Origin of the sequence: Nostoc sp. EspVER01 (assembly GCF_034530635.1) — a bacterium.
GTDB lineage: Bacteria > Cyanobacteriota > Cyanobacteriia > Cyanobacteriales > Nostocaceae > Nostoc.
Window position 1 is genome coordinate 20,019 of record NZ_JAVRCS010000017.1, and the last position, 21,005, is coordinate 41,023.

Below are 21,005 nucleotides of genomic sequence, written 5' to 3' on the forward strand. Positions count from 1 at the left end.
TTCTTTACATAGTTTGGTTTTTTGAAGTCGTTCTACTGATGTTTGACTTTTATCCTCTGAATATAGATGGTGACTTGATAGGATAATATCAGTTAGTGCTGTTTTATAACTATCAGTAATCAAATTGGAAACTTTGGTTATTATTTATTTTTATAAATCTCCTGATAGTATTATCAAGCTAATAGAAGACTGCTAGGAAAGGCAAAATCTACAACACCTCCATCTTTTGAACCTGCACGCGATCGAGACAAGCTTTTAGCTTTTCGGCAAGTACCTCTACATGGGGCGGGAGGACTAAATTCAGATGGTTTCCCGGAATTTGATGAATCTCAACTCCGCCGATCGCTAGATCGCCCCAGCCAAGGGTTGCATCTTGGGGATTTTTTCCAGTTTGTTTGCTCGTCCGAAAGAGGGTAACTTTACCTGGATAAGGCTGTGGCTTGTATTTGAGGAGGGCTGAGTTGTTAGCTTGTATGACTTGAAATAGCCGTCGCGCAGCTGGTTGGAAAAGCTTACTCAGCTTGGACTGGTGGGCGACAACCTTAGCTATACTCCCTGGCTCAACCAAAAAATGCAATGGCTTCGAGGTCTTAGTTCCAATCTGTTGGGTAAGTTGTCGTTCTTCGACAGCAGTCAGAAAATGGTCTACTGTCTCATCCAGATAAGGGCCAAGATTGCGAAGCACGGAATTCACCAGAAATTTAGCCATTTGGAAGAAATTCTGAGTGCGATTGTCGCAAAAGGCAGGAGTATCAATCAGTGCCAGTAAGACAATGGTCTGTCCTGCTTGCTGTAGCTGTTGGGCCATTTCAAATGCCACCAGCGCCCCAAAAGACCAACCTCCTAGACAATAGGGGCCTTCTGGCTGCACCTGTTGGATACCGTGGATATACTCAGCAGCAATGTCTTCTATACAATCTTTTGATTTGCCTTCGCCAGTAATCCCCGCAGATTGTAGCCCGTAGAAAGGTTGTTCTTGACCCAATAACTCTGCCAAGTCGGAGTAAACGGAAGCAACACCCATCACCGGATGAATGCAGAAAAAGGGTAGCTTTTCGCCTTGCTGCTGAGAATTGACTCCAGTCAATTGTCTGAGAATTTGAGCAGCGAGATTTGCGATCGTCACACCTTCGAGAAACTTGACTACAGGAACATTGACTCCTAGATCGACTTCGATTTGATGTTTAATCTCGATCGCAGTCAAGGAATCGAGGCCTAGCTGATGCAAGGGTTGTTGGGGATGGAGTTTTGCCAAGTCAACTTTCAATCCCCTGGCTAGTTTTGCTTGAATGTAAGACTCTAAGTGCTGCTGTCTTTGTGTAGGAGCGATCGCTAACAGTTCTGCTGCTGTGAGTTTATATTCGCTATCTGTGCCATCCCATTGGGGCAAGATGTCAGCAGCAATCATGTCCAAACTCTCTGTTTGAAATCCATTGCGGCAAGCAGTACGGGAAATCTTACCACTTGAAGTTTTGGGAATGCTGGCAGTCTTGAGCAACAACACTGCATAAACTGATAACTCATGAACCTGTGACACCGCTTGCCGAATTGCCGCGATCGCTTCATCTGCATTGAGCTTTCTTAAGTAAGTTCGCTCGATTTCTTGAGCCACGACGATTCTTTCTTCTCCTTCTACCTCAATGGCAAACACTGCTCCACAGCCTTGTCTGAGAGCCGAATGGCTTTCCTGCACCGTCAGTTCAATGTCTTGAGGATAGTAATTGCGACCTCGAATCACAATTAAATCCTTGAGTCGCCCGGTAACAAATAATTCACCATTATGCAGAAATCCCAGGTCGCCCGTTCGCAGAAACGAACCCCCGCCTGTATCGTCTAAACAGGCATAGAATGTTTCTTGCGTCTCTTGGGGTTTCTGCCAGTATCCTTGAGCAATACTCGCTCCTGTAACCCAAATTTCTCCAACTGTACCATCTGGACATCTCTGGAAAGATTGCGGATTGGCGATCGCAATTGTTTGACCTAACCCCGTTTTACCTTGCCCAACAATCTTGATACTATGCTGCTGTTGCTCTGCACACAGCACAACTTGGTTTTGTTCGAGAGCAGCACTTTCTAGATTACACACCGTTGGGTAGCACTCTTTTACCCCCCCGGAAATCAACAATGTGCCTTCAGCCATCCCATAGCAAGGATAAAAAGCTTCCGGGCGAAAGCCGTAAGGCTCAAACTTGCTAACAAATCGCTCTAGTGTTTGGGCACGAACTGGTTCGGCACCATTGAAAGCAACTTTCCAACTGCTCAGATCGAGACCCACTAATTGTTCTGGCTGAATCTTCTGTACACACAAATCATAAGCAAAATTCGGCCCGCCGCTAATCGTCGCTTGATAGTGGGAAATTGCTTCTAACCAACGATAGGGCTTCTGCAAAAACGCAACAGGCGACATCAAAATGATTGAGGAACCGACGTAGAGGGGTTGGAGGATGCCGCCGATTAAGCCCATATCATGATAAGGGGGCAGCCAGGATACGTCTAATTGGTTGGGAGTGGTTTGGAAAAACTGATGAATCAGTTCTAAATTGTGTAGTAAGTTGCCATGACTGACCATAACCCCCTTGGGCGTCCCGGTTGAGCCAGAGGTGTATTGCAGAAATGCGATCGCGTTTGGATCGATAACGGGTTCGTGCCATAACTCTGCTTGCTGATTCGCGATGGTGTCTGTAGTTAAAATCTGTTTTGTAGCCAGTTCTGGATGATGCGTAAACTGAGTAGCGATGGTAGTGAGCAGAGAGGTTGTAGTCAGGGCAACACTAGCCTGGGCATCTGCCATAATTGCCATCAGCCTGGAGATGGACTGATTTTGTCGAGGTGGATAAGCAGGAACGGCGATCGCACCAGCATATAAGCAGCCAAAGAAGGCAGTAATGAAATCAAGGCCAGGTGGGTAGAGAAGCAGGACACGCTCATGCTTGGCACTGACAGTTTGCAGTTGCACCGCGATCGCTCGTGCCGATAAATCTAGTTCTCCATAGGTGAGACTAATTACTTCCTTTTCTCCATCCAGCAAAAAACTATAGGCGAGGCGATCGGGTTGTTGTTCGGCGCGATAACGCGTCAACTCTACTAAATTTTTGACTGACAAACTAGATGTTAACAATTCATTGAATACCATATTTAGCCCTCTCCAAAACCCGATCTGCTTTTGCTTGTACTCGTCTCAATACCGAACTGAGGCTAAAGTGTTAACTCCTCTATTTCCTCAACAAAATTAGCAATCTGAATAGTTGGTATCAAATTTTTCAAAATTAATTGTTCGTGGCAAGCTTGAGCTAATTCCGCAATGCTAGGACTAGCAATAAACTGTTCAATTGGCAGTTCAATCTTTAAATTGGTGACAATGTGATTTCTGAGACTCACAGCCATCAGAGAATCGATGCCCATACTATTAAGTGGCTTTTGGACATCAACTTGAACAGCTTCACACTCTAAGGCTTGGACAACTTGTGCTTGAATGTAAGTGCTTAATAAATCGGTGCGTTGGCTATTTGCCGCTACTGACCATTGCTTTATAATATCAATCTGAGAACCGTTGGATATAACCGCACTAGAGGCTTGGGCAGTATTAGATTCTCCTAATCTATCTTGCCGTGAGGCTTCTGATTCCTGCCAGTAACGCTGTCGTTGCCACGGATAGGATGGCAAACGCACAAAACAACCACCATGAGGATAAAGAGCGTTCCAATCAATTGAATCTTCTAGGGTATAGCGCTCTGCTAAGGAATTCAATATCTGAGCGCGTTCAGTAGCAAAATTTAGAATTTTGAATTGAGGACTTCTCCCCTGCCCCTCTGCTCCTCGGTCACTGAGCTTGTCCTGAGCGTAGCCGAAGGGCGTAGCCGTTGGCGTTCGCGTTAGCGTCTCTGAAAGAGAAGCCTCTCGTAGAGAAGTGCTGCCCCTCTGCTCCCCCTGTTGCTCTACATAGCCAGAAAACATCGAGGGGCGGCTTTCTTGTGCGAGAAAAGCCATTAAATGCTCGGTGAGTTGTTTCTTAGAATCAACCACCATTGCCAAACGGTAGGAGTGATGGCTACGGCGCAGACTAGTTGTATAGCAAATGTCTGCCAATAAAATTGCCGCGTCATCCTGGGCAGTAAAAAACTCAATATAAGCTTTAGCAAAGGCTTTCAAAGCCTCTGGAGTACGAGCTGACATTAAAAAAATTTGTGGTTGATTAGCGATCGCAGTATCAATTGGCAAGGATTCTACACCTTGCAGAATCACATGAACATTCGTGCCCCCCAGACCAAAACCATTCACACTCACGATCGGTGGTTGATTATCCTTATTTGTTAGTGGTTCGAGAGATTGTGCCACGCGCAACCGTAGTTCTTGCCAAGGAATTTTGGGATTGGGGGTTTGAAAATGCAGATTGGCTGGAATCTGACGATGGCTAACTGCTAGCGCTGCTTTAATGAGTCCACCAATGCCGGCAGCCGCTTCCATGTGTCCAATATTTGTTTTTACAGATCCGATGGCGCATTCATTGCCCAAAGAGCGATCGCTGCCGATGACAGCCCCGATCGCTTTGGCTTCAATCTCATCCCCCATCGGTGAACCGGAGCCTTGAGTTTCTACATACTGCACCTGCTGAGGGAGAATTCCTGCCCGCTGATAGGCTTTTTCCATGACTACCTGCTGCGCCAAAGTTTCGGGGGCTGTAAAACTGCTGCTGCGACCATTCTGGTTGACAGCACTACTGCGGATCGTTGCATAAATAGCATCACCGTCAGCAAGGGCATGGGATAGCGGCTTCAGAACAACAACCCCCACCCCTTCAGCCCGGACAAAACCATCTGCTGCGGCATCAAAACTCTTGCAACGACCATCCGCAGACAGCAAAAATGCCTTACTCATGGCGATGCTGATTTCTGGTTTGAAGATGACATTGACCCCACCGGCGAGGGCAAGGCTACATTCACCATTCCAGAGACTAGAGCAAGCAAAGTGAACGGCGACTAATGACGAGGCACAGCCAGCGTCAATCGGCAGACTGGGGCCTGTGAAGTCAAAGCAATAGGAAATGCGATTTGGTACCAAGTTGAGGTTTGAGCTAACTATGGTATGGGCATTGATCGCATCACGATTGCGCTCATCCATTTGAATGTAACTGTAATCTCGGTTAAGTACCCCAATAAAAACCCCGGTATCGCTGCCAGCCAGATGTTCCGGTGCTTGCCCAGCATCTTCTAGCGCTTCCCACGCCGTTTCTAACAAGAGTCGTTGTTGAGGGTCAATCCGAGCCGCCTCAGCGCTGGAAATCCCAAAGAATTTGGCATCAAACTGGTCTATTTGGTCGAGAAACCCACCCCAACGGCTGTACATCTTACCTGGTTCTACCGGATCGGGATGATAAAATTTGTTGACGTTCCAGCGATCGCTAGGAATTTCTGTAATTGCATCCCTGCCATTTTGCAACAGGTTCCAGAAGCCAGCTGGGCTTTGGACACCTCCAGGAAAGCGACAACCAATACCAACAATTGCAATGGGTTCTGGAATCATAAGCTATTAACTCTTGTGTGAATCTCAGGTAAAACCTGAACGCCGGCTTCAAAGTCAATAGCTCTGGCAGTCAGGTAAAACATATACATTGTTGTCAGCCAGTTGGTAAACTCCTGCTTAGAACCTAAATGCCGCTCCATATTCAGCATAATCCAGCCAATCTGCGACCAGGTTTGATAACAGGTTGAGCAATCGGGATGTTCGCTGGTGCAGCATGTCCTGGTTGATTTGGCATCAGGATTGTAAGCACGAAAGTGGAGATTATAGGGTTTACCATTTTGGAATCGGGCTGCATTCTCTGGGCGATTTTCACTGATGCAAGGACAGACATCATAGCCCCAGGTTTCATCGTACATTTGCCCTGTAGTAAACACTTGATTCATGTATGAAGTCATCAAGATACGATCGGGATAGCGGGCAATCATCCGGTCGATTTCATGACGCACATCTGCAAACCCGCGATCGTCATCATAAACACCCCCTAACCCCGCTTTATCCCCGTAAAAGTTAAATATTACAAAGTTACCGTTCTCGACACATTGTTCAACAACTCGTTCGATTTCATGGGCATTACCAGCAGTGGTGGTGTAGTACCAAAAGACTCGGCGATCGTCTTTGTAATTTTTGAGAGCCTTGCTGAAAACATCTAATTTGCCTCCTCCGCGTAGCTTTTTATCGGTTTCGCGATCGCCCCACAGAGAAACACTGATTGTTATATTTTCAAACCCCTCATAAGGGATTTTGATCATCCCGTTTGTGACGACAATCATCCAAAAATTTTGCGCCAGCTTTCGCAATCGATCTAGCATTAGGGTAGGCTCACCTCCAACTGCTGTAATGTAGTTAGTGCCTCTAGCTTTTTCTTGTGCAATTAAAGCCTCAAATTCAGCATCGTCTTTAGGTGCTGCATTTTGATCCAAGTCGTCGGTGAAAAAACAACAACCCTCACACCGCAGATTACATAGATGAGTTAAGTCTACAGAGATTCCTTTAATGGCACCCGCCTTTCTAACCTGGGTGAATAGGTGATGTAGAAAGGGGTCTTCTAAATACTCCATTAAGGGATCTTGTACCTCGGTTTCTATTACCTGAGTAGCCATAGCAATTTATTTCCTTTGCGAAAAACCGAGCAATGATGATTAACAATTTACTCGTTGATGAATTTCCGGCAAAAGTTGCACACCGGATTCAAAGTCAACCATGCGGCACATCAAGTAAAACAGGTATGTCGTAGTCAGCCAGTTAGTAAATTCTTGTTTGGAACCGAGGTGTCGTTCCAAATTGATCATGATCCAACCAACCTGCGCCCAAGTTTGGTAACAGGTTGAGCAATCTTGATTATCACCCGTGCAACAACGCCGAGTTGATTTCAGATCGGGATTGTAAGCGCGATAATGGGGGTTATAACGTTTACCATTTTTAATCCGGTTGTGATTAATTTCATGATCTACAGTGAGGCTGGTGCAAACTTCATAACCCCAGGTTTCATCGTAAAGTTGCCGAGTGGTAAACACTTTGCTCATGTACGAAGTCATTAAAATTTTGTCAGGGTAGCGAGCGATCGCTTTGTCAATTTCACCTCGTACATGTTCAAACCCCAGATTGTGATCGTAAACTCCTCCTAAGTCAATGCGATCGCTGTAAAAGTTAAACAAGACGCGATTACCGTTGGCTACGCACTGCTCGACAACGCTAGCGATTTCATGGGCGTTACCCGGTGTGGTAGTGTAATGCCAAATAGCACGCGGATCGTCTTTGTAATTTTTTAAAGCTTTGCTAAAAACATCGAGTTTACCACCCCCTCGGAGTGTTTTGTCAGTTTCGCGATCGCCCCAAAGAGAAATAGCGATCGGCATTGTTTCAAACCCCTCATAAGGAATTTTGATCAGAGCGTTGGTAACAACCATTAATCGAAAATTCTGGTAAAGCTTCTGCAATCGCTCTAGCATCAGGCTGGGTTCTCCTCCAACCACTGTAATAAAATTTGTTCCTCTGCTCTTTTCGTGGTCAATAAATGTATCAAATTCGGCTTCATTTTTGGGTGCTTTGAATTGATCCAATTCATCTAAAAAGAAATAGCATCCCTGACACCGAAGATTGCACGCATGGGTTAAATCAACTGATATCCCTCTAATTTGTTCAGCTTTTCTGATTTGTTTAAAAAGGTAATTTAAAAATGGATCTTCTAAGTATTCTATTAATGAATCTTGGACATCGGACTCGACAACTTGAGTAACCATTTCCACCTGCTTTTATAAAAAGGATTGGGGATTGTGTAAATAGCAGAAAATCCTCCTTGCTTCAATCCCACGTTTTTAAGCGTGGGTTCCTCCTGCTTTATGCCTGGTTGTTGAGCGACTTACCCTGACTTGTACTGAGCGTAGTCGAAGTAGCGGAATCGTTGGCGTGGTCACTGAGCGTAGTCGTTCGCGCAGCGTCTCGTAGAGAAGTGCAGCCTCTCGTAGAGAAGGGAGTCGAAACACTGCTTCCTGCCTCCTTCACCGATCGCCCTTTTATTGCGTAACTTTAACTTCTTGAGAAGCTTCATCTTTAAACTTGGCAAACAATTCCACCAAGTCATTGATTGTCTTAAAGCTAGAAACTTCTGTTCTGGGAATTTTTATTTTGAGTTCTCGCATACAAGCAGAAACAATTTCTACGCCGTCAAGACTGCTGGCTCCATATTCTCCGATGGTTTTATGCGGATCTATTTCAACATTTTCTACTCCATCTACGTTGAGCTTGATATGTTTAATTACGACATTTAATACTTGCTCTCGATCCATGATGTTTTGTCTCCTATCTTGAAAATTTACAAACAAAATTTAGGCTAAATAGGCCGCTTCGATGTGTGCTAATGTCCCTGGAACCCCAAAACAGATTTTGTGCATTAGGTGTTCGCGGGACAATGCTGCTTGGAGCGCTTGACGCCGGGGTAATGACAGGGTGTCTTTTACCATCTCCAAAACATGTCTGGGTTTTTCGGCAATTCTCCGTGCCATATCCAAGGCTAAAGTCATAACTTCCTCATCTGGAACTATGTAGTTAAATAAACCTCGTCCCTTGAGTTCTTTGCCTTTGTAGAGCTTGGCGGTGAGGAGCATCTCGCTAGCGAAGTGATGCCCAACCATTGCAGGTAAGACAGATAAGATACCCATTCCGGGAGTAAATCCCAAATCTGTAAAATTAACTCCGTACCGACTGTTTTCGGATGCGATCGCCATATCGCAGTAGAGTGCTAACGCTAGTCCACCTCCCACAGCATGACCCTGCAAAGCTGCAATAATTGGTACGGGAAAGCTAAGTAGTTGGTTGGGCAGTGATAAATCTTTGACATCTGCATTGCCACTCACAACTTGTTTGATGGTGTCCAAGCTTGCTCCCGCACAGAAAACATCCGATCGCCCACTCAAAATCAAGACTTTCAGGCTCGGTTCTTTTGCTAGATGAGTCAGGGCTGTCATCAATTCATCACACAGTTCTTCGCTCAAACGATTTTCGTTTTCAGAATCATCGATTTGCAGTTGGAAGATGCCGTCTTCTAGATTGGTGAGCAAAATTTTAGACATGGGTTTTTCCCCTGTACTTTTGAAACCAAGGTGGCGAGAATCCCTCGGTGAAACTTTGAATTCCTTCTAAGACCTCCGGTTGTGCTAACCATGAAACAAGTTGATTCAGGGCAATATTGGTTTGTCGCTGCAAATCTGACCCATAGAGTTGTTCAAAATATTGTTTACTGGCAGCGATCGCTTCGGGAGAAGAACGAAATAGCCGTTGTAATTGTCGGTTCAAGGTGGTAGCCATACCTTCAGTTGCAACTTCATCCACTAACCCAAATGCTTTGGCTTCTAGGCTGTCAATACCCCGACTGCTGAGGGTTAAATAATTGAGCCGTGCTATGGTCAGACGACGCAGTAAGAAAGGTGCAATTAGAGCCGGAATCATGCCAATGATGACTTCTGGCAACATAAATATTGCGTTCTCGTTGGCAATAACCAGATCGCAAGCCGCAACTAAACCTAGTCCTCCACCTGTAACATTACCTTCAACACAGGCGATTACAGGTAAGTGAGAATGGCAAATCAGTTGCAGACAATTTATAAAGGCTTGAAAGAGTTCTATTTGAGGTCTTCCTCCCTGCTGTAATATCCATTCCAAGTCAAGTCCTTTGCAGAAGTCAGTTCCCTCAGCCCGAAGCACGATCGCCCGACAAGATGAATCGGCGATCGCAGCTTGTAACGCTTGACTAAGTTGATTAATTAAAGATGAATTGAGCGCATTACCTGTTTGGGGCTGCACCAAGGCAATCTGGGCAACTCCTGAATCGATTTTATAGCGGATGGTCTCTACTATTAACTCCATTTATATTGCCTATAGTAATTTTCAACATTGCTTAACACAAGTAAACCTTGGCCTCGATAGCGTTTTTCATAGCGTTCATCTAAATAGTTTTCTAAATTAAAGTCTCGGCGATCGCTATATTTTTCACGCGTCAATTCACTAGCTTCATAATCTGCAACGGATAAACGAAGTCGCTGATTGAGATGTTCGTCAATATTGAGCGATCGGACAATTTCAGTTGCAGCCTTTCCAATGGTGGCGCTGTAGAATTCTGCTTGGCAGCCACCACCATAAGCAAACAAAGAAATGCGATCGCCCGGATTAAGATCCTTGGCATAATTCAAAAGACTTAACAAACAAATAAAATTGGAACCTCCATAGGAACTACCAATTTGTTGAGCAAAATGTATACTCTCTGCAACTTTTGATTGAAAACTTAACTTAGCAGCCGCTTTCCCTACCGCCTCAAATCGGTTGAGTATGGTGCGATGTGCCTGAAACGTCATTGCTGGAAAGGGCGCATGATAAATGTGTTTTTTAAAATCAGCATCATAGTCTACAGAACCCACGATTTGCTCGTAGTGACTGAATGCTCCCTCCAAAGCATCTAAATAAGAGTAAAGACTCGTTTCACTTTTGATCACTTCGGTGTTGAAAGTGGGGCGCAGATAGTCAGAAATCTCTTTTGTCCAGTAACCCGCCTTATCTAGTTCAATTTCGAGAATTTGTGGATTAGTACTAACGAGCATCGCCACTGCACCACCTCCGCAGATAAACTCCTGATCGCTATTGAGCGTGACGCTGCTGAAGTCCGTGTTAATTACCAATGCCTTTTTTCCAGGTCTAGCCCCTGAAGCTACCCACGAAGCGGCCATTTTGAATGCCGCAGTGCCACCGTAACAAGCATGTTTCACCTCGAAGTTACGGCAATTAGGAGACAAATTACAAAACCGATGTACCCAGGTAGACAGGGATTTGCCACAATCAACCGCAGATTCTGTACCCACAATTAGTAGTTCGATATCTTCTAAGTCTTGAGGTGATAAGAGTTGTTTGGCTGCATTCACCGCCAGAGTAATAGCATCTTCATAGACCGGATAAACCGATCGCGTTTTGCACATTAAACTATCGGCAATCTGCTGGAAGTTTTTACCACGCGCTTCGGCAAGATCGGCAATATCTAGATAGAACTGCCCTGAGTAAAGATTAAGTTTCTCAATTCCTATAGGCATAGAGCGTCAGTTATAAGCTGTGCATTACTATTTAACTTCTAAAATTTACGTAAAAATTCTCTAAAACTCTTATTCCTCCGTGCCCTCTGCGTCCTCTGTGGTTCGATTTTCCCTTACCTCTGCGTAAGCCTTAATTCCAAAAGAATCATTCCAACAGCGTTGGCGCTGGAAAGGATAAGTGGGCAGAGCAACTCGTTGTCTGGGAGAATCTCGATGAAATTCCGACCAATTAATGTTTATACCCTTCTTGTATAAAGTAGCCAAACTGTCGAGCAGCGATCGCCAGTCATCGCGTTCTTGTCTTAAAGAAGACAACCAAGTGGCAGTGTTTTTCGGTAGACAGCGCTTACCCATACTTGCCAGAGTATCTGTTGGGCCAATTTCCAGAAAAATCTTATACCCCGCCTCTGCTAAAGTCTGGATACCTCCATCAAAACGCACCGGCGATCGCAGTTGGGAGCGCCAGTAGTTAGCATCTAGTACCCCTGCCTCAAATTCTCCCGAAAGATGAGAGATAAACGGTAGACAAGGTGGATGAAACTGCATTTGCTTCAAAGTTTGCTCAAAGGCATTTTGAATGGGGTCTACTAAGGGTGAGTGAAAGGCGTGGGCAACATTCAACTCGCGAGTCATAATGAAATCGGATTCCAGACGGGCAATTGCTGCTGCAACCGCTTGTCTATCGCCCGCAATCACAGTTTGAGTAGGGCCGTTAAAGGCCGCAATGGCAACAGCATCCTGATAAGATGCGATCGCCTCTTCTACAATCTCCTTAGCTGCAAACACCGCCACCATTTGCCCTTCTCTGGGCTGCGTTGCCATCAGTCGTCCCGGTTCGGCGCTCAAGTACAGCCCTTCCTCCAAGCTGAATACACCTGTCACGCAAGCAGCTACATACTCTCCGACGCTATGACCCATCACCGCATCGGGTTCAATGCCCCATGACTGCCACAATTTCACTAAGGCATACTCTACGGCAAAAAGAGCAGGTTGGGCATAGGCAGTTTCATCTAGAAGATGAGGCACTAAGTTTCTTTCCCTTTCCCCTTTCCCCTTTCCCCCTTCCCCTAATGGATACAGTACTTCCAGCAGTGGCCGATCCAAATAAGAGCGTAAGATGCGATCGCATTCGTCTAAGGCAGCACGGAAAATAGGTTGGCTGTTGTAAAGTTCCCATCCCATACCAACGTATTGCGAACCCTGTCCAGCGAACAAAAATGCAATCTTCGGGCGATTTGGCTGTAGCTGTCCTGTCGTCTGTTTGCTAGTGGCGAATGTCCTCAGTTCGGAGATTAAATGAGGTAAATCGCCTGATGAAATGATGGCATGACGATGGTTAAAATGCGATCGACCGATATTAGTTGTGAAACAGATATCGGGAATCGATTGAGCAGCATAGTTTAGAAAACTATCTGCATAGCAACTTGCTAGTTTCCGTAACGCTGTCTCAGTTTTTGCCGAAAGCGTCAACAGCGATTTGATATGCTCCCCTGCCCCCCCGGTTACTGAGCGTAGTCGAAGTATGCTCCCCTGCTCCCCTGCTCCCCGGTCACTGAGCGTAGTCGAAGTGCTGCCCTCCTCTGCTGCTTCCAGTACTACATGAGCATTAGTACCGCCAAAACCAAAAGAATTAACGCCAGCAAACCGAGGCTTGATATCTATCGGACGATCGATTGTAGGAATCAAAAATGGTGTTGACTTGATGTCAATATGAGGATTGATGGTTTTGAAATGGGGATGAGGGGGAATTTCTCCTTGTTGCAAACAGAGAACAGTTTTGATGAATGCGGCAATTCCACCAGCGGCTTCTAGGTTGCCAATATTAGTTTTTACAGAACCTAGTCCGCAGGGTTGGTCGAGGGTTCGCCCCTGTCCTAGCACCCCCAAGATTGCTTGTAGCTCGATGGCATCCCCCATTGGAGTACCCGTACCATGTGCCTCAACATAGTCAATTTCATGGGATGCCACCTTGGCATTTGCCAGTGCTTGCCGAATCACTGCTTGTTGAGCCAACCCATTTGGTGCAGTTAGGCCAACACTGCGGCCGTTATGATTTACGGCGGTTCCCCGCAGTAACGCTAGAATGCGATCGCCATCTTTGACTGCATCTGAAAGACGCTTCAGGATAACTATCCCACATCCTTCTCCTCGAACGTAGCCATCGGCTGTAGCATCAAAGCTTTTGCAGCGTCCATCAGATGACATCATGCCAGCTTGGGAAAAGGTAATATTCACCTCCGGTAACAACATAATATTCACGCCGCCCACCAATGCGAGATTTGACTCTCGATGCCGCAGACTTTGGCAAGCGGTATGAATGGCAACCAGGGACGACGAACAAGCTGTATCGATTGTGACGCTAGGGCCTCGCACATCCAAAAAGTAGGACAGGCGATTTGCCGCCATACTATTGGCAATACCTGTACCGGCTCTCGTGGGAATTGCGGTCATGGCTTTGTAATAATCACAAGTGGCAATTCCCATAAACACACCAGTCTGAGAACCAGCCAATTGTAAGGGGTCGTATCCAGCGTTTTCTAATGCCTCCCAACTTACTTCTAATAGCAGCCGTTGTTGGGGGTCAATACTAGCTGCTTCGCTCGTGGAAATTCCGAAAAAGCCGGGATCGAATTGATTGATATTTGCTAAAAAGCCACCCCAACGGGTGTTAGTTTTGTCATAACTACTTAAATCAGGATCGTAGTAAGCATCTACATCCCAGCGATCGCTAGGAACTTCGGCGATCGCATCACCACCATTTTTGCATAACAGCCATAACTCCTCTGGAGAGCTAACTCCTCCAGGAAAGCGGCAACCAATACCGATGACTGCAATGGGTTCAGTTGCAGCATGTTCGAGAGTATTCAGCTTTGCTTGGAGGGCTGATAGCTCCAGCAATGCGTTCTGCATCAATTGTCCATAATCTCTGGTTTCGGAAGGACGACTCATAGCAGTTTTCCCTCTCTGATTGATGCTAGTTTTGCAGCCAGCAAATCTGCAATTTCGTCAAGCGATTGCTCCGGCGATGACAATCTCACTCTCTTTTCTTCTAATGATGATTCTTCCAGTAAGGCTTGTTGCTGGAAATTCTCTGAGTTAAAGGCAGCCTCCTGGGTTGATGCTTGTGGATCTAAGTGCGACAACACTTGCGTTTCCAGATAATTCGCCAACGCTGCCACCGTCGGGTAATCAAATAGTGTGGTTGGGGAAAGGGAACAGCCTAAACTATTTTGCAATTGCTCTTTCAACTCCGTAGCAGTTAATGAATCCATCCCTAATTCAAAGAAACCTTGCTGCAAACCGATGGACTGGGGTTGCTTTAAGCCTAAAACTTTGGCTACTAATGAGCGGAGATGAGTAATTAATTCCTCCTGTCGCACTCGTGGAGGCATGGCTATTAGCGATTGGAGAAATGTTGATTGTGGCGTGTTGATGGTGGCAGGAATGGGCGATGGAAGATGATTAGACTTCTCGCATAAGTCGGGAAAAGGGGAAGGTGGGGTCCCCTCTGGGGATAAGGGGCGGGGGGGAAAGGGTAAAGGTTTTGTATTGTCCCCTTCCCCTTCCCCTTTAACCTTTTCCCTTTTCCCAACTCTTGCAAAAGTGTTTTTTGCAAGAAGTCTATTGTGGTTAACTGGGTTATCGGTGCTAATGCTCTGAGCCAGGATGACAACCTGTTGGAATGAATCGCCGATGGCTTGGGAATCAGGCGCAAGATGCACAGCCTCTTGAAACCCACAATCAGACAACAATTCCAGCCAGTCAGTCACCGCTAACAAAGGGTAGAATGGTCGCAACTCGTAGTCTGAGAATTTCCACCACCCTGGCGTTAATCCAAAGACCAAATCTAACCAACGTCGGGGACTTGTTCCCTCCAGCAACACTAACAATCCTCCTGGTGCTAATAAGCTGCGAACGTGACGTAAGGTTTGCTGTAAATCCTCGGTTGCGTGCAGAACATTTGCTGCCACAATGATGTCGTATTGATGGTTAGTAAATCCCTGCGATTGGGGGTCTTGTTCGATGTCTAAAGACTGATAGCAAATAAATGGGTAATCTCGGAATTTCTCTTGAGCCTTAGCAGTGAACCATGTTCCTAAGTCTGTGAACACATATTCAGTTCGATCTGCTGGGAGATGAGGTAGGAGGTAAGCAGTTGTTCCGCCAGTTCCGGCTCCAATTTCCAAAATACGCACTGTATCAGTAGAAATCGCGGTTGAGATTGCCTTTTGGACTAGTGCGTTCATCACCTTTGCGCCGGGGGAATCCTGGTAAAGCTGGGTTAATGCTGTCAAATCGCCTTGAGGAAATAGCAACTCCAGTGGGCGAGTTTCACCTTGGAGTACTTGAGCCAGGTGCGAACCGCAACGCTCTAGCAGTGTCAGTTCTGCATTTGCTTGGGGATATTGCGATCGCAAATTATCCAGTTGCGCTTCTGGTGTCGGTAACTCTAGTATTCGAGTTACTTCCCACTGATTACCAATTCGCTGAAGAATTCCTTCTTCAACCAGCATTTCCAACAGGCGCAGTGCGAGTTTCTGATGTTGCTCGATGACTCCTAGTTTGGTGAGTTGGGGGATGGAATAGCGATCGCCTAGCTGCAAACTCCACCCCATCTGCCGGAATGCCGCTACCACATAAGGAATACTCAGTGATTCCAAAGTACTTAGAGCTTCCCCATAGTTTTTTAGACTCAGTTGGGCTGTCAATTCAGCCAACTGGGGCACGAGCAAATGCTTGATTTCGGCTGGCGAACAGAGCGATTCTCTAGCAGTCACGTTATTAGATGCAGTTTCCATCCAGAAGCGCGATCGCTCAAAGGGATAATTGGGCAATATTACCCGACGATGTTGAGAGCCATGATGAAAGCCTACCCAATCAACTGATATTCCAGACTCGTACAAAGTTGCCAAACTGGACAACATCTGCTGAGAATTCGATTCCTTTTTGAGGCTGGGAAGCCACACATACTCGTTACTCGGTAAGCACTGGCGACCCATTCCCAACAAAATCGGTTGCGGCCCTACTTCCAAATACGCTAAGGCTCCCAGTTCTGCTAGAGTTGCCATCCCATCAGCAAACCGGACTGGCTGGATCACATGTTTTACCCAATATTCAGGCGTGGCGATCTCTGCTTTTGCTAGTTGACCGGTGAGATTAGAAATAAAGCGAATATCGGGGTTTGGCGGATAGTAGTTTACTTGCTGGACAATTTGTTCAAACTCCGCCAGCATGGGTTGCATCAATGGCGAATGAAAAGCATGGGAAACCTCAAGTGGTTTTGTCTTCACTCCCTTTGCTTCTAACCTGGCCACAGCCGATGTAATAGATTGATATCCACCTGAGATGATCAGATGTGCGCCGTTCATTGCTGCGATCGCCAAATCTGAATACTCATCAATAATGCTCGATACTTCTTGCAACTGGGCAAAAACCGCTACCATTGCTCCTACAGACGGTAACGCTTGCATCAGTCTTCCCCGTGCGGCAATCAACTTCAGTCCATCTTCTAGACTAAACACTCCTGCTACACAAGCAGCAACATACTCGCCGATGCTGTGTCCCATCACCACACTCGGTTTGATTCCCCAGGACTGCCATAGCTTAGACAATGCATATTCCAATGCAAATAAAGCAGGTTGAGTATAAGCAGTTTCATTAATAGAGGCTTGAGTTGTGTTGTCTAACTCACTTATAGGATATAGAACCTCTAATAGAGGTTGATTTAAGTATGGCTGCAAGATTTCAGCACAGCGTTCTATGGCTTGCCGGAAAACGGGTTGCGTGTTGTAAATTTCCCGCCCCATACCGATATATTGCGAACCTTGACCGGTGAACAGGAAAGCAACTCCCTGACAACGATCGCCTGTTCTAGAAGGTGAATTATAAATGAACGCTGCGAGTTCCTCGCAAAATTCCTCAGAGGATTCTGCAACCAGAGCTAGTCGATGGTTAAAATGCGATCGCCCCACATTGCTCGTATAACAAATATCCCCCAGAGCTACTTCTGAATGAAACTCCAAAAACGCCACATACCGCCGAACTAATTCCCGTAACGCTATTTCACTTTTTGCCGAAATTGTCAATAGCAATTTGCCGTGAAAATCTACTCCCCAGCTTTCCAGTTCCCCAGCTCTCCCTGCTCCCTGCCCCCTGCCCCCTGCCCCCCTACTCTCCCCCGGTGCTTCCTCCAAAACAACATGGGCATTCGTACCGCCAAAGCCAAAGGAACTTACTCCTGCAAAACGTTGCTCCCCAAAACCAGACCACTTCTGAGTTTCGCTAGGAATTGAAAAAGGCGTGTCTTGGATGGTAATCTTCGGATTTAGCTCCTTGAGATGAAGCGTACCGGGAATCTCTTCATGTTGCAAAGCCAGTACAACTTTTATTAACCCTGCAATTCCGGCTGCTGATTCTAAATGACCGATATTAGTCTTTACCGAACCGATCGCACAAGGTTGGTTTGGGGAACGACCTGACATCAACACTGATTGCAACGAGTTAACTTCAATCGGGTCGCCCAAAGCTGTACCTGTCCCATGAGCTTCCACATAGCTAATGGCTGCGGGTGCGACTCCAGCATTCACAAGCGCCTGATGGATAACGCCTTGTTGGGCAATTCCTCTAGGAGCAGTCAGTCCATTGCTGTGACCATCCTGATTGACTGCCGAGCCGCGAATCAGCGCCAGGATATTATCCCCATCGTTGATGGCATCAGTAAAACGCTTCAGCACTACAATCCCACAACCTTCTCCCCGGACATAACCATCTGCATCCGCATCAAAGGTTTTACAGCGACCATCCCCCGACATGAATCTTGCTTGGGAGAGGGCGATTGTCATTTGGGGGGTGAGAATTAAATTAACACCACCTGCCAAAGCCAAGTCACATTCCCCTAAACGCAAACTCTGACAAGCCTGGTGAACTGCAACCAAAGATGAAGAACAGGCAGTATCGACAGCCCAACTGGGCCCGTGCCAATCGAACTGATAGGATAGGCGGTTAGCGGCAATACTCAGAGCGTTGCCTGTGCTGGCATAGATATCAATATCAGACAACCGCTCAAACTGGAATCGAGCATAGTCATTGGTACTGATGCCGATAAATACACCACTGTTGCTGCCTGTCAAGCGATCGCTTGCTAATCCAGCATTTTCTAGTGCCTGCCAACTCACTTCTAGTAACAGCCTTTGCTGCGGGTCTATCCGCTCGGCTTCACGAGGAGAAATACCAAAAAATTGGGGATCGAATTGGTCAACTTGCTCGATAAATCCACCCCAACGAGTACTCATTTTCCCTGGTTGGGCAGGGATGGGGTTATAGAAAAGATGAGAATCCCAACGATTGGCGGGAATTTGCTCAATGGCACTTTTACCATTGCGTAGTAATTGCCAAAAGGCTTCTGGGTTATTAGCTCCGGGAAAGCGGCAGTCAAGGCCAATAATCGCGATCGCCTCGACAGATTTAAGATTACGTGTAGGTTGTGGAGATTCTCGCCGTTGGGATAAAGTTTCTGTGAGATAGGCTGATAGAGTTGCGATCGTCGGGTAATCGTAAGCCAAAGTAGGCAACAACTGACAACCTAACCAATCCTCTAAATCTGCCGACAGGCTGACTGCGGCAATAGAATCCAACCCATAGTAAGCAAACGATTCACGCGGATCTATTGATTGGGGTGCAATGTTTTGTCGCTGAGCAATCTTATTTACCAACCAATCTTGAATTTCCGCCGCTCCCTTTTCTCCTGACTTGCGACTTCTCAATTCCCCCTGCTCCCCTGCTCCCCCTGCTCCCCCTACTCCTCGGTCACTGAGCGTAGCCGTTGGCGAAGCCTCTCGTAGAGAAGTGCTACCCCCCTGCTCCCCTGCCTTCCTCCACTCTCCCACCACTTCCAAAGTCCCCGCCAAAAATCCTGCGCGAGTGGCATAGCGCTGAATCTTCCCACTAGAAGTCTTGGGGATACTGACTGGCTTCAACAGCAAGACGGCATAAACTTCTAATTCGTGCTGTGTTGTGACTGCTTGTCGGATGGAGCCAATTACTTCACTTGCATCAAGCTTCCGCATAGCAGTTCGCTCGACTTCACACGCCACAACGAGTTGCTCTTCACCGTCTACCTCGATCGTAAATGCGGCTACTCCCTGCGTTCCCAAAGCCGAATGACTATTTGTAACTGTGAGTTCAATGTCTTGAGGATAATGATTATGTCCTCGAATAATAATTAAATCCTTGAGTCTTCCGGTGATAAATAGCTCGTCATTTTGCAAAAAGCCTAAGTCTCCCGTGCGGAGAAACGGGCCTTCTCCTGTATCTGCTAAATAGGCTGCAAATGTATGTTTTGTTTCTTCAAGTCGCTGCCAATAGCCTTGGGTGATACTTGCTCCTGCTACCCAAATCTCGCCGACTTCATCGGGTAAACATCGCGTCAACAATTCAGGATGAACGATCGCTATTTGTGTATCGCCTTGCCTGTGATTGCCACATCCAACCAAAAGCCGCACATTGGGATGGTCTGCTGTTGCTGACACTACTCGATTTTGTGTCAGCGCGGTTGCCTCAACCTTGCTAATAATCGCCTCGGCTTGTGTTTGCACGGCAGTTACTTTCAATGTTGCCTCAGCGAGTCCGTAACCCGGACAGAAAGCTGTTGCTTGAAACCCACAAGAAGCAAATGCTTTGGCAAACTGTTCCAACGTTTCTGCTTTGACTGGTTCAGCAGCATTTAAAGCCATCTGCCAACAACTGAGATTCAGGCTGGCACGTTGTTCTGGGGTAATTTTACGAATGCACAGATCGTAGGCGAAGTTTGGCGCACTAGTATGTGTTGCTTGATAGTGAGAAATAGCTTGGAGCCAGCGAATGGGACGCGCTATAAAGGCTACAGGTGGCATGATGTAACAAGGGAATCCCTTGTACAAGGGTTGGAGTACTCCATAAATCAGCCCCATATCGTGAAAGAATGGAATCCACGTCACCATGACGCTATCGGATGTGTGTTCCCAACCGTGATCCAGATAGGCTAAATTGTGCAACAGATTACTGTGACTTACCATCACCCCTTTGGGCGTTCCCGTGGAACCGGAGGTGTATTGCAGGAAAGCTAAAGTCTTTCCATTGATATTAGGTGCTTTCCATTCCTGTGCGATTGCCTCAGAAATCACATCGCTGGCTAAGACTTTTAGAGATGCTAGTTCTGGATTGTCTGCAAAGTAGTTCTTAACGATTGGCAATAGTGCTGTTGTTGTCAGGATAGCAGTTGCTTGGGCGTCGGAAACGATCGCACCCAACCTAGCAATCGACTGATTTTGCCGAGGCGGATAAGCAGGAATCGCAATCGTACCAGCATATAAGCAGCCAAAAAAGGCACTAATAAATTCTAAACCAGGTGGGTAGAGTAGGAGTACGCGATCGCCTGGCTTTGCAAATGTTTGCAAGTAGGTAGCGATCGCCCTTGCCAGTTTATCCAGTGCTCCATACGTGAGTCTACTTCCCTCAGATTCACCATCTACCAAAAAGGTATAGCCTAGCGTCTGAGGTTGGTGAATAGCTCTGTAGCGCAATACGTCTACTAGCGTCTCACTAGTATGTTGTTTTTCCATGCATGGCTACTCCTATAAACCTGGAAATTGTTCAGATCGCTAATCTCTAGCACATTGACAAGCCAACATCTGCAATTAAATGAAGGTATTGAACATTCATCAGACTGATGAAGCCATCAGTTTGATAAATCTTGGTGTTCTCCGAAAAATCTTGGTGTTCTCCGAAAAATCTTGGTGTTCTCCGAAAAATCTTGGTATTCTCCGAGAAAATCTTGGTATTGTTCAGGATACCAAGATTTCACTCTTCACGCACAAATTTTATAAATTCTCAACTATTTAAGGGATGACTTTTACATGAAAATAACTTAATAGT

Annotated in this window: 10 protein-coding genes; all 10 read right to left on the reverse strand. The window is 46.3% G+C overall.

All coding sequences use genetic code 11. The features are described 5' to 3' along the window. Positions 1-208 precede the first annotated feature (208 nt). Positions 209-3,133, reverse strand: a complete 2,925-nt coding sequence (locus RMX69_RS16225) for an AMP-binding protein (protein WP_322638040.1) — start codon at positions 3,131-3,133, stop codon at positions 209-211. 62 nt (positions 3,134-3,195) lie between these two features. Next, the gene (locus RMX69_RS16230; protein WP_322638041.1) at positions 3,196-5,520 is read right to left on the reverse strand and encodes a type I polyketide synthase; all 2,325 of its coding nucleotides are present in this window, start codon (positions 5,518-5,520) and stop codon (positions 3,196-3,198) included. Continuing rightward, positions 5,517-6,620: a hypothetical protein gene (locus RMX69_RS16235; RefSeq protein ID WP_322638042.1), complete on the reverse strand. Its 1,104-nt coding sequence runs from the start codon at positions 6,618-6,620 to the stop codon at positions 5,517-5,519. Before RMX69_RS16235 ends, RMX69_RS16230 begins: the two co-directional genes overlap by 4 nt. Before the next feature lie 39 nt (positions 6,621-6,659). Further along, on the reverse strand, positions 6,660-7,760 hold the full coding sequence (locus RMX69_RS16240; protein WP_322638043.1) for a radical SAM protein: 1,101 nt from the start codon (positions 7,758-7,760) through the stop codon (positions 6,660-6,662). 273 nt (positions 7,761-8,033) lie between these two features. Then, positions 8,034-8,306 carry a phosphopantetheine-binding protein gene (locus tag RMX69_RS16245; protein ID WP_289796022.1) on the reverse strand — a complete coding sequence of 91 codons (273 nt, stop codon included), beginning with the start codon at positions 8,304-8,306 and terminating at the stop codon, positions 8,034-8,036. Between the two features lie 39 nt (positions 8,307-8,345). Then, on the reverse strand, positions 8,346-9,089 hold the full coding sequence (locus RMX69_RS16250; protein ID WP_322638044.1) for a polyketide synthase: 744 nt from the start codon (positions 9,087-9,089) through the stop codon (positions 8,346-8,348). Beyond that, entirely contained in the window at positions 9,082-9,882 is an 801-nt protein-coding gene (locus RMX69_RS16255; RefSeq protein WP_322638045.1) for an enoyl-CoA hydratase/isomerase family protein, read from the reverse strand. The genes RMX69_RS16250 and RMX69_RS16255 overlap by 8 nt, the downstream gene beginning before the upstream one ends. Continuing rightward, a complete protein-coding gene (locus RMX69_RS16260; protein ID WP_322638046.1) occupies positions 9,873-11,093 on the reverse strand; it encodes a hydroxymethylglutaryl-CoA synthase family protein in 1,221 nt (406 codons plus the stop codon). The genes RMX69_RS16255 and RMX69_RS16260 overlap by 10 nt, the downstream gene beginning before the upstream one ends. Positions 11,094-11,162: 69 nt before the next feature. Then, a complete protein-coding gene (locus tag RMX69_RS16265; RefSeq protein WP_322638048.1) occupies positions 11,163-14,042 on the reverse strand; it encodes a type I polyketide synthase in 2,880 nt (959 codons plus the stop codon). Continuing rightward, a complete protein-coding gene (locus RMX69_RS16270; RefSeq protein ID WP_322638049.1) occupies positions 14,039-20,692 on the reverse strand; it encodes a polyketide synthase in 6,654 nt (2,217 codons plus the stop codon). The genes RMX69_RS16265 and RMX69_RS16270 overlap by 4 nt, the downstream gene beginning before the upstream one ends. Positions 20,693-21,005: the final 313 nt, after the last annotated feature.